This window comes from Acetobacter garciniae (genome assembly GCF_017377735.1).
GTDB classification, from domain to species: Bacteria; Pseudomonadota; Alphaproteobacteria; order Acetobacterales; family Acetobacteraceae; genus Acetobacter; species Acetobacter garciniae.
The window spans coordinates 695,871-706,927 of the sequence record NZ_JAFVMH010000001.1 but is presented as its reverse complement, the minus strand read 5'-3'; the positions used below and the strand labels follow the sequence as shown (position 1 = coordinate 706,927).

Here is an 11,057-nt window from a genome sequence, read left to right as displayed (position 1 = left end):
ACCCGTCAGGCGGACAGCCATCTCCGAAAACCCAGCCCCTGTGGCCGCTCGTCCAGGAGCGAGGGCTGATAGGCAATGGTGAAGCGTGTATGCGCGTCCTGCCACACGGCGGGATCGCTCCCTTCGGGAATGACGACCTGGTCGGCGCCACAGCGCAGCAGGAATTCGTACTGGTCGGGCAGGAAATGCCCATCCACCCGCACGACCCCCTTGTAATGCAGGTGTTCACGCAATGCCCGCGCCTGGGTGAACGGCCTGCCATCGCGGAAAATGGGAAAGGTCAGGCAGACAAGATCGAGCCGGGGCAGGGCGGTGGCCAGGTCCTCGACCCGATCGCCCACGGACAGGACCACGCCAAGGCGCCCGCCATCGTTACGCCCCAGCCCTTCCGCCAGGCGGGACAGCGGTACCAGCACGTCGCCGTCGGGCAAGGGCTGCTCGTCCTGTGCGACCTGCCAGCTATCCTCGATAATGCGGCCTTTCTCAAACAGGGGCATAAGCGGCGTCCTTAAATGGCGCCGTACCCAGACGGCGGCAGGTCTCTATGAAGCGTTCCCCCGGGGTGCGCCGGGCCAGATAGGTCTCGATAATACGGGCGATCGCGTCAACCGTTTCATCCTCGGACATGGCCGCACCCAGGATCTGCCCGATCGAGGCATCTTCCCCCGCATTGCCGCCCAGCGTGATCTGGAAGGCTTCCTCGCCGCGCTTGTCCACGCCGAGAATGCCGATATGGCCCGCATGGTGGTGCCCGCAGGCATTGATGCAGCCCGAGATATTGAGCCGCAGGGAGCCGATTTCGCGTTGCAGGGCAATGCTGGCGAACCGTGCGCTGAGCTTCTGGGCAATGGGAATGGAACGGGCATTGGCCAGCGAGCAGTAATCCAGCCCCGGGCAGGCGATGATATCGGTCACCATGCCGATATTGGCTGTACCCAGCCCGGCATCGGAAAGGGACTGCCACAGTTCGAACAGGTCGGCCTCGCGCACATGGGCCAGCACCACATTCTGGATATGGGTCACGCGCAGTTCGCCAAAACTGTAGCGATCGGCCAGATCGGCCAGCAGGTCCATCTGTTCGGATGTCACATCGCCCGGAATGCCGCCCGAAGGCTTGCACGACACGGTCACGCTGCAATAGCCCGGCATTTTGTGCGGATGCGTGTTCGCACTGATCCAGGCCGCGAAATCCGCATCTGCCATCTGGTGGCGGGCAATATCCCCGGCCACGCTTTCGACCGTATCGGGGGATATGGTCTCAAACGCCGGGGCGCCGAAACGTGCGCGTATGGCCTCGACCAGTTCGGGCGGCAGGTGATAGCGGCTGCGGTCCATGGCGGCGAATTCCGCATTCACCTTGTCGAGGAACGCATCGCGCCCCAAAGCCTGCACCAAAATCTTGATCCGCGCCTTGTAGATGTTATCGCGCCGGCCGTATTCGTTATAAACCCGCAGGATGGCTTCGAGATAGGCGATCAGGTCTTCCTCGGGCAGATCCTTGCGCAGGCTGACGCCGATAACCGGCGTCCGTCCCAGGCCGCCGCCGACAAAGACCTCGAACACTGCGCGGCCGTTCTCTCCCATGCGCGCCAGAAGCCCGATATCGTGAAAACGCGCGGCCACGCGGTCCTGTTCGCTGCCGGAAATGGCGATCTTGAACTTGCGCGGCAGGAACGTAAATTCCGGGTGCAGGGTGGACCACTGGCGCAGGATTTCGGCATGCACGCGCGGGTCCAGCACCTCGTCCCGCGCGGCTCCGGCAAACTGGTCGGAGGTCACGTTGCGAATGCAGTTGCCGCTGGTCTGGATGGCGTGCATTTCCGCATCAGCCAGAATATCCAGAATGGCGGGGGTATCTTCCAGCCTGATCCAGTTGAACTGGATGTTCTGCCGCGTAGTGAAATGCCCATAATCACGGTCATAGGTGCGGGCAATATGGGCGAGCGTGCGCATCTGCGGTGCGCTGATAACCCCATAGGGTACGGCAATGCGCAGCATATAGGCGTGCAGTTGCAGGTACAGCCCGTTCATCAGCCGCAGGGGCTTGAATTCATCCTCGCTCAATTCGCCGGACAGGCGGCGGCGCACCTGGTCGCGGAACTGCTCGACCCGCTGTTTCAGGAATGTGTGGTCAACCGTGTCATAGGTGTAGCGCCCGACCGAAAGAGCAGGCTGGGGGGAATGGGGCATTGTTCTGTCTGTCCTGCCTGACGGGTTCAGGCGTCTGCGGTTCTGATGGCAGCACCCGGCGCGGGCGGCTGCCACGAAGGCGTGAATTCTGAATGAACGCTGGGGCCGAACGCCCGGATCTGTTCACGCGTCGTCACCGGTTCGGGGCCCGATGACCCGGGCTCCACCTGCACGCCGTAAATACCGACCACCTGGTCGCGCGCCGCACAGGCGTTCTGCCGAGCAAGCACATCGACCATATCGGCATTGGGGAAAGTCTGCGCCCCTTTGATGGCAAGGCCCCATGTGCCGTTGGGTTCAAGCCATACGATCCGCCCGTCGAGCAGGCGGTTTGCGGTCACGACACTGAGCCCTTCAGCATCCCGGCGATTGTTCCTGCGATCCACACTCATACCTTTCCGTCGCGTTCCCGAGCAGGGGAAATACAAACAACACGCGATGTTAGCAACATACCACGAATAAGAAACGTATCATAGACAGGCCCGACCATCGCGGAACAGCCGCGCACGGCTGATATCGAGTGCCCTACCTTCCAGCGCAAGACCATCACGCTCCTGCGCCACAAAGAACGGCACACTGCGCGCACCCACCTGCACGGCATAATGCCTGTAGCCCCCGCGCACACCACGCGGCACAGCGCGGACAGGCGCAGGCCCGCTGTCTGTTGCCTGCGGCACCAGCCCGATCTCGTAAGGGCGGATCATGGCCGTGGCGGGGCCATCCGCCAGATGGGCGGGCACGGAAAAGGGCTGGATGGCCTCGTCCTGGGCGTACATCATCCCGCCTTGCACATGGCCGGGAAAGGATACGGCCTCGCCCAGGAATTCCATGACGAAATCCGTCGCGGGATTGCAGTCCAGTTCCTGGGGGGAGGCATCCTGGACGATACGACCGTTCTGCATGACCACGATCCGGTCCGCGACTTCCAGCGCTTCTTCCTGATCATGGGTGACCAGGATCGTGGTCAGGCCCAGCCTGTCATGCAGGTCGCGCAGCCAGGTGCGGATGGAACGCCTGACAATGGGGTCCAGCGCGCCAAAAGGCTCGTCCAGCAGCAGGACACCGGGCCCCGTGGCCAAGGCGCGGGCCAGTGCCACACGCTGCCTCTGCCCACCCGAAAGCCGCGACGGATAGGCCTGGCCCAAGGTTGGGATCTGCATCAGGTCCAGAAGTTCGGCCACCCGTGCCGCGACCTGGGCACGCGGCGGGCGCGTGGCGGCGGGCAGGACATCAAGCCCGAAGGCAATGTTGCGCGCCACACTCATATGCGGAAACAGCGCATAGTTCTGGAACACAAAGCCGATCTTGCCCGCCCGGGCCTGCACGCCCGTCATGACATGGCCATCCAGGCTGACCGTACCGGCGCGGTAAGGGTCAAGCCCCGCAATGGCGCGCAAGAGGGTGGTCTTGCCCGCACCCGAAGGCCCGACCAGGGCCACGAACATGCCATCGGGCACATGCAGCGAAACATTGTCGAGCAGGGGGGCCTGCGCGCCGGGCACGGTGCGGAGCAGGGCATTGACCTCGACACTCATATAGTCTTCTCCCGCCACCGCGCGAACCATGCGGGGGCTGCACGCAGCAGCACCGCCGCCATGGCCAGAACACCAAGCAATGCCGCCATGGTGAACGCCGCCACGGACTGGTAGCCGTTATACAGATTTTCGATATGCAGGGGCATGGTCTCCGTCTCACCCGGGATATGGCCCGACACCACGGAAACCGCCCCGAATTCCCCCAGGGCGCGCGCCGTTGTCAGCAAGACACCCGATAGCAGCGCCCCGCGCACGCCGGGCAGCGCCACGTACCACAGAACCTGCCAGAACCTGGCCCCGGCCAGGAAAGCGGCTTCTTCCGCATCGCGGCCCTGCAGTTCCATGACCGGCAGCACCGTACGCACCACATAGGGCAGGGTGACGAACAGCGTCGCAAGCACGATACCGGGCACGGCAAAGGCGATATGGATATTCATGCGTTCGAGTGCGGGCCCGAACCAGCCTTGCGCGCCGAACAGCAAAAGCCACACCAGGCCGGATACGACGGGCGACATGCTCAGCGGCAGTTCAAGCAGCGCAAGCAGCGCCTGACGCCCGAAAAAACGGAAACGCGCCAAAAGCCACGCTGCCAGAATACCGAAAAGCGTATTCACGGCCACGGTTATCAGCGTGACTTTCAAGGTCAGCCAGATCGCGGCCTGCGCATCCGGATCGGCCAGTGTCGCGACCGATGCGCCAATACCGTCGCGCAGGGCCTCGCTCAGCACCATTACGGGCGGGGTGACCAGAACGACCAGAATGAACAGCCAGCTTGCACCCCATAAAACGTAACGGGTCATGCAGGCTCGCTCCACAGGGCAAGTTTCCTGCGCATGCTCCCCACCAGAAGCAGCACCAGCAGGGAGATGACCAGCAGAATAAGGGCAACCGCCGTCGCCCCGGCGTAATCGAATTCCTGCAGGCGCACCACAATCAGCAAGGGAGCGATTTCACTGCGGAAAGGCTGGTTCCCTGCAATGAAGATAACCGACCCGTACTCCCCCACGCCACGCGCGAAGGCCAGGCCAAACCCTGTGACCACGGCAGGCAGAAGGGGCGGGACGAGCACCCGGGTCACCACCTGCCAGGGCCTGGCACCCAGCAGCACGGCGGCTTCTTCCAGATCGTGGGGCAGGTTGCGCAGCACCGGCTCCACCGCGCGCACCACAAAAGGCAGGCCGACAAACATCAGCGCCACGACAATACCCGCGCGGGTATAGGACACCGTAATCCCCAGCCGGGACAAAGGGGCCCCCAGCCAGCCATTGGGCCCGTAAAGCGTTGCCAGCGTAATGCCCGAAACCGCCGTGGGCAGGGCCAGGGGCAGGTCTATCAGCGCATCGGCCAGCCAGCGCCCGGGCAACTGCCCGCGTGCCAGCGCCCAGGCCAGCATCAGCCCGAAAGGCACGTTGCAGGCGGCAGCGATCGCGGCGGAGGAAAAACTGGTCCACAACGCAGCGAACATGCGGCTGTCATGCAGGGCCGCGACCATGGCCCCGACCCCGTCCTGCCATGGCCGGGCAAGCAGGGCGCAAAGGGGGAACGCCACCAGAAAGCCCGCCCAGACAAGTGTGGCGCCCAGCGTCAGGCGAAAACCCGGCAGGCTGGTGCCGGTCTTGCGCATGAAGGCAAAAAACGAATGTTTCATGGTACGGCGTTCAGTTCCTGCCTTCCCGCATGGGCGGGAGGCAGCCAGCAGGCCAGCCGCCCCCCAAGGATGCCACGGTATCAGGCCATGGCACCCTTTTTCCAGTCAGATGAAAACAATCAGGACTGAAGGCGGCGTCCACCCGGCAGCCGTACCGCACCTTCCACGAAGGAGACCAGTTCATTGGCCACGGTATCGGCACTTCCTTGGCTGGTGCGCAGGTGCAGGGCAGGGTGCTCGGGCGCCTCGTACGGTGCATCGATCCCCGTGAAGCCGCTGATCTTGCCGGCGCGGGCGGCGGCGTAAAGCCCCTTGGGGTCACGCTGTTCGCAGGTTTGCAGATCGGCATCCACAAAGACTTCGGCAAAGCCTTCGCCAATGATCTTTCCTGCCAGTTCGCGGTCCGAACGGAGCGGGGAAATCAGGGCGACCACCACCACATGCCCCGCATCGCGCAGGATCCGCGCGACCTCGGCCGCACGGCGCACGTTTTCGGTGCGATCGGCCTCGCTAAAGCCCAGGTCCTTGCACAGGCCGGTACGCAATGTGTCCCCGTCCAGCACGGTTACGTCCACACCGGCTGCGAACAGGCGCGATTCCGCCGCCCGGGCCAGCGTGCTCTTGCCCGCACCCGAAAGCCCGGTCAGCCAGAAGACTGCACCCCTGTGCCCCTTGGCGCGCTCACGATCCTGCACCGTCACCGCACTGGCACTGGGGTGGATCACCTTCTCACCCGCGGCAATTCCCGCAGGGCCGATCAGGGGGGCGCCGCCGACAATACGCTGCTGGCGGTCCACCAGCACGCCACGACCATCCGTGGTGCCGGGCGTGAACGGGTCGAACTGGATGGTTTCGGCCGCCGACAGAACGACTTCGGCAAAGCCTTCGGGCGGCACCTCGTCACCGGGGTTTTCCGTCAGGTCGTCCAGGTTCAGGACAGAATCGATCGCCGTCACCGTCACGGCATGTTCAGCCGTTGCCAGCCGCAGGCGGAAGCTTTCGCCCACGCGCAGGGGTTCCTGCCGCAGCCAGAACAGGCGGGCGCGAATGCGCGATGCCTCGACCGGGCGTGCGTCGGGGTGGTGGAGCAGGTCGCCCCGGTCGGGAATGACGTCGGGTTCGAGGGTCAGGGCAACAGACTGCCCGGCATGGGCCGATACATGCGGTGCCGTGTGCCAGCTTTCTATGGAGGCAATGCGCGCGGGTGTCTTTTGCGTGCCGATCACCACCGTATCGCCCACGCGCACACGCCCGCGTTCGATCCGGCCCGCGACATAACGCTTGTCTTCAAACCGGTAGACATCCTGCACCGGTAGGCGCAGCGCCAGTTCCACGCGGGAATCCGGAGTGGGCACCCGGGCCAGGGCCTCGGTCAGGGTCGGGCCCTTGTACCACGGTGTGTTAGGCGAACGGCTGGCGATATTGTCCCCATCGCGCGCCGAAGCGGGCACAAACACCGCGGCCGTAAGGTCCAGGCGCGTCAGCAGGTCCGTTACGTCCCGTTCGACCGCTTCCACCTTGGCCTGGTCGAAGGCCAGCAGGTCCACCTTGTTGAGCAGCACGATAACGTGGCGGATACCGATCAGGTGCAGCAGCATGGCATGGCGGCGCGTCTGCTCACGCGCACCTTCGGCGGCATCCACCACCAGCACCGCGGCTTCGGCATCCGCCGCACCCGTAATCATGTTGCGCAGGAACTGCCTGTGTCCGGGCGCATCCACAATCACATATTCACGCTGGCCAAGCCGGAACGGAATACGCGTGGAATCCACCGTAACACCCTGGTCGCGCTCGATCTGGAGGGAGTCGAGCAGGAAGCTCCACTCGATCTTCAGGCCGCGCTTCTTGGAGGATTCGATAATCTGGGCGACCTTGCCGTCCTGCAGGTTATCCGTATCGTGCAGGAGCCGCCCGATCAGGGTCGATTTGCCATGGTCGACATGCCCGACGATCACGATCGGGGTTGCCGCATCCAGGCTGGAAAAACTTTTTTCGGTCATATCAGTCTGTTCCGGTCCGCACTCAATCAGAGATAACCCGCCACGCGCAGGCGTTCGAAAGCATCTTCGGACTCATGGTCCATGGCCCGCCCGGCGCGTTCAGAGGTCTTGGTGGTTTCCAGTTCCTCGATCACTTCGGCCAGGGTCGCTGCATTGCTTTCCACAGGGGAGGTAATGTCCGCATCGCCCAAGGACCGGTAGCGCTTGCCGTTCCTGGCAAAATACAGGTCGACCAGCGGAATGCCCTCGCGCTCGATATAGCGCCAGATGTCAATTTCCCGCCACGCCAGCAGCGGATGCACGCGGATATGCATGCCCTCCTCATGCGGGGTGGCGTACTGGTCCCAGAATTCGGGGGGCTGGTTGCGGATATCCCATTTATGGCTGGCCCCGCGCGGGCTGAACACGCGTTCCTTCGCGCGCGTTCCCTGTTCGTCACGCCGAATACCCGCGATCACGCCCTGGAGCTTGTGCTTCTCGATCATGGCGGCAAGCCCCGCCGTCTTGCGCGCGGCAGACCGGGCGGCCGGTGGCAGGGAAGGGTCCATTTCCTCAACCGGCGGGCAGTCGCCCAGCAGCAGATCGAGATCCCATTTCTTGCTGTATTCGTCCCGAAACTTGTACATTTCGGGGAACTTCTTGCCTGTATCCACATGCATGACGGGGAAGGGAACACGACCCAGAAACGCCTTCTTGGCCAGCCAGACCATGACGTTCGAATCCTTGCCCAATGACCACAGCATGGCCAGCGGCTTGAGCTTGCGATAGGCTTCCCTCAGAATGAAGACGCTCTGAGCTTCCAGTTGATCGAGATGATCCATATTTTCGTAAACCCCGTTTTTCGGGCACCCGTATTCAGGTAGAAGTGAGACAAGTCGCGGCAGCAAGAAAACTCAACCGCCGAGGTGAATACCGCATTCGGTCTTGTTCAGACCGGCCCAGCGCCCGGCCCGGGCGTCCTGCGCGCCATGAACCGGCTGTGTGCAGGGCGCACAGCCAATGGACAGATATCCCTCAGCCACCAGCGGATGAGGAGGTAGGCCCCGGCGCGCCATTTCCGCCGTGATGTCCTGGGCAGTCCAGAAGGCCAGGGGATTGAGACGGATTTGATCGCGCTCTCCCTTTTCCTGCCGATGTTCCACCACGTTCAACTGCGCACGGGTGGAAGCCTGGCCGCGCTTGCGCCCGGTCACCAACGCCATATAGGGCAGGGAGGCCACCCGCAGCGGCTCCACCTTGCGCAGGCCACAGCACGCATCCGGATCAAACGCCCATAATTCGCCCGTGGGATCACGCTCGGCTACCTTGCGCGCATCGGGGGCGATGTCGATGACATTGCGCAGGCCCAGATCCTGCGCGAGATCGTGCCGATAGGCCAGGGTTTCGGGGAAATGCCGGCCCGTATCAAGGAACAGCACCGGCATTTCCGGGTCGGCCTGGGCCACCATGGACAGCAGCAAGGCCGATTCGGCCCCGAAGGACGACAGAACGCCCACACGATCACCCAGCAGGTCGTGCGCCTTGCGCAGCAGCGTGACAGGATTGTCCTGCACGGGCTCCAACTGCGCAATCAGTTCTGTGATATCGGGGCTTTTAATCAACGCGAAACACCAAAAACAAACGTTGGAAACAGATTGACTGGGTGCATACAGGGATAATTTACACAAAACAACACATAATTTTGCATATATCACCGTATTTCATGATAAATTAACTGTACAACTTCGTGTTGAATGTCGTCCTTTCCGTCCCATAAACGGGGGAGGATTGCCGCCCCGACAGGCCCGCCTTTTCCAGACAGCCTGCAAGGTTCCTGTTACACATGGCCCCGCCACACAGCCCAGGCAAGGGCAGCCTGGGTCGCAGCCGGCATGCAGCCTGTCTTTAACAGCATTCTAACGGCTCACGATGCGTGCTGACATTCCGCATCCCGCATCGGGCCATGCGGGCCCATCGCCGCAGGCTGCCCAGCCTTCTATGACCGGCATGCAATTTTGTTGGCATAATATATCTTATGCAATTTATGGCCACGCGTCATTCTGGCCATTCCAGATCGCGTGGGTAACACGACGGCACCCTGCAAGAGAGCCGCCGTATCGCCCCATCGCCCTGCTTCAGCGCTCCGGCTTGGCCGTATCAGCGTCGGCTGGTTGCGGATGATCCTTGCGGAACAGCGCCCATTCCTCGGTCACGCTGCCATCGGGCAGATGACAATAGCCCACCTGCCCCTGCTCCGTGTGTTCCATGGAAAGCGTGCCCCCCTTCTTCACACAATATAAAGAAGCCGGGTTGGGAATGCGCAACGGCCTGACACTGCGATATGACTGCCCGCCCTCACCCTCATGATGCTGGCAGCCGCCCAGTATTCCCGTCATGGCGGTGGCAAGCACGGCCGTGGCGATAGTCTTGCGGTTTTTCATACCCGATCCTTTCATGCATTTCTGCGAAAGAGACGCTGTCTGCAAAATTCCGCGCCCGCAGGCGACCGGCGCGGAATATCTCTCTTTCCATTCATGCTCTTACTATTCGGTCACTTCGCCCTGTTTGCATACCGATATTTCCAACATTTCTGCCGCCGTTCCGTCCGCCAAGATTTTCATCGTGAAAACTGGTCTTGGCAGCGGATACCCGCTATGTTCTCGTTCCTTTTCAGCTTTATCTGGTCCGGTACATACTATGCCCGATGGTTCGTCCTCCCTCTCCCCTTCCACCCGGCTTGCGGGCACCCGGCATGACTGGACGGTGGATGAAATACGCGCCCTGCTGAACCTGCCTTTTCCGGAACTGATGTTCCAGGCACAGACAGTCCACCGCGCCACGTTCGATCCGACCGAAATCCAGATTTCCACCCTGCTCTCCATCAAGACCGGTGGCTGCCCCGAAGACTGCGCCTACTGCCCCCAGAGCGCGCTGCATGAAGACAGCGTGAAGGCCGAAAAACTGATGGCGGTGGAGCAGGTCCTGGCCGAAGCCCGCAAGGCCAAGGCGGCGGGTGCGGGCCGTTTCTGCATGGGGGCCGCATGGCGCAGCCCCAAGGAACGCGACCTGGACACCGTTTGCGCCATGATCGAAGGGGTGAAAGAACTGGGGCTCGAAACCTGCGTGACCCTTGGCATGCTTGATGACATGCAGGCCAAGCGCCTGAAAAATGCGGGCCTCGATTACTACAACCACAACCTCGATACCTCGCCCGATTATTACGGGGAAATCATTACCACCCGTACCTATCAGGACCGGCTGGACACGCTGGGTTCCGTGCGGGATGCGGGGATCAGCGTCTGCTGCGGCGGCATTGTCGGCATGGGCGAAAGCGAAACCGACCGCGCAGGCCTGATCGCAGCGCTTGCCACCCTGCCCGTGCACCCCGAAAGCGTGCCGATCAACCTGCTGGTCCGTGTCGAAGGCACGCCCCTGGCAAAGGCGGATGAGGTCGAAGCACTGGACTTCGTGCGCATGATCGCCGCCGCCCGCATTACCATGCCCAAAAGCCGCGTGCGCCTTGCCGCGGGGCGTGAGAACATGACGGACGAAACCCAGAGCCTGTGCTTTCTGGCCGGGGCAAATTCCATTTTCTACGGCGAACGCCTGCTGACCACACCCAACCCGCAGGCCCAGCGTGACCGTGCCCTGCTTGACCGGCTGGGCATGCACACGACGGGAATTGGCCTGTAAGCCTTGGCGGTA

11 protein-coding genes are annotated in these 11,057 nt (G+C 62.6%); 1 reads left to right on the top strand and 10 read right to left on the bottom strand.

From position 1 onward, the window contains the following. Positions 1–5: 5 nt before the first annotated feature. The 10 genes from J2D77_RS03155 to J2D77_RS03110 form a co-directional block, all read right to left on the bottom strand. On the bottom strand, positions 6–497 hold the full coding sequence (locus J2D77_RS03155) for a DUF934 domain-containing protein (RefSeq protein WP_207844804.1): 492 nt from the start codon (positions 495–497) through the stop codon (positions 6–8). After that, the gene (locus J2D77_RS03150; RefSeq protein ID WP_207844803.1) at positions 484–2,190 is read right to left on the bottom strand and encodes a nitrite/sulfite reductase; all 1,707 of its coding nucleotides are present in this window, start codon (positions 2,188–2,190) and stop codon (positions 484–486) included. Before J2D77_RS03150 ends, J2D77_RS03155 begins: the two co-directional genes overlap by 14 nt. 26 nt (positions 2,191–2,216) lie before the next feature. Further along, a complete protein-coding gene (locus J2D77_RS03145; RefSeq protein ID WP_207845013.1) occupies positions 2,217–2,576 on the bottom strand; it encodes a DUF2849 domain-containing protein in 360 nt (119 codons plus the stop codon). Positions 2,577–2,660: 84 nt separating this feature from the next. Further along, the gene (locus tag J2D77_RS03140) at positions 2,661–3,725 is read right to left on the bottom strand and encodes a sulfate/molybdate ABC transporter ATP-binding protein (protein ID WP_207845012.1); all 1,065 of its coding nucleotides are present in this window, start codon (positions 3,723–3,725) and stop codon (positions 2,661–2,663) included. Next, complete coding sequence (locus tag J2D77_RS03135) at positions 3,722–4,525, bottom strand: sulfate ABC transporter permease (protein WP_207844802.1); 804 nt, start codon at positions 4,523–4,525, stop codon at positions 3,722–3,724. Before J2D77_RS03135 ends, J2D77_RS03140 begins: the two co-directional genes overlap by 4 nt. After that, positions 4,522–5,373, bottom strand: a complete 852-nt coding sequence (gene cysT, locus J2D77_RS03130) for a sulfate ABC transporter permease subunit CysT (RefSeq protein WP_207844801.1) — start codon at positions 5,371–5,373, stop codon at positions 4,522–4,524. The genes J2D77_RS03135 and cysT overlap by 4 nt, the downstream gene beginning before the upstream one ends. 119 nt (positions 5,374–5,492) lie before the next feature. After that, entirely contained in the window at positions 5,493–7,373 is a 1,881-nt protein-coding gene (gene cysC / locus J2D77_RS03125; RefSeq protein ID WP_207844800.1) for an adenylyl-sulfate kinase, read from the bottom strand. Between the two features lie 26 nt (positions 7,374–7,399). Further along, the gene (gene cysD, locus J2D77_RS03120; RefSeq protein WP_207844799.1) at positions 7,400–8,194 is read right to left on the bottom strand and encodes a sulfate adenylyltransferase subunit CysD; all 795 of its coding nucleotides are present in this window, start codon (positions 8,192–8,194) and stop codon (positions 7,400–7,402) included. Between the two features lie 72 nt (positions 8,195–8,266). Then, positions 8,267–8,974, bottom strand: a complete 708-nt coding sequence (locus J2D77_RS03115) for a phosphoadenylyl-sulfate reductase (protein ID WP_230975418.1) — start codon at positions 8,972–8,974, stop codon at positions 8,267–8,269. A gap of 513 nt (positions 8,975–9,487) precedes the next feature. Continuing rightward, complete coding sequence (locus J2D77_RS03110; RefSeq protein WP_207844798.1) at positions 9,488–9,793, bottom strand: putative hemolysin; 306 nt, start codon at positions 9,791–9,793, stop codon at positions 9,488–9,490. A 256-nt stretch (positions 9,794–10,049) separates the two neighbouring features. Here J2D77_RS03110 and bioB point away from each other — a divergent pair, with 256 nt between their 5' ends. Beyond that, entirely contained in the window at positions 10,050–11,045 is a 996-nt protein-coding gene (gene bioB, locus J2D77_RS03105; RefSeq protein WP_207844797.1) for a biotin synthase BioB, read from the top strand. Positions 11,046–11,057 lie beyond the last annotated feature (12 nt).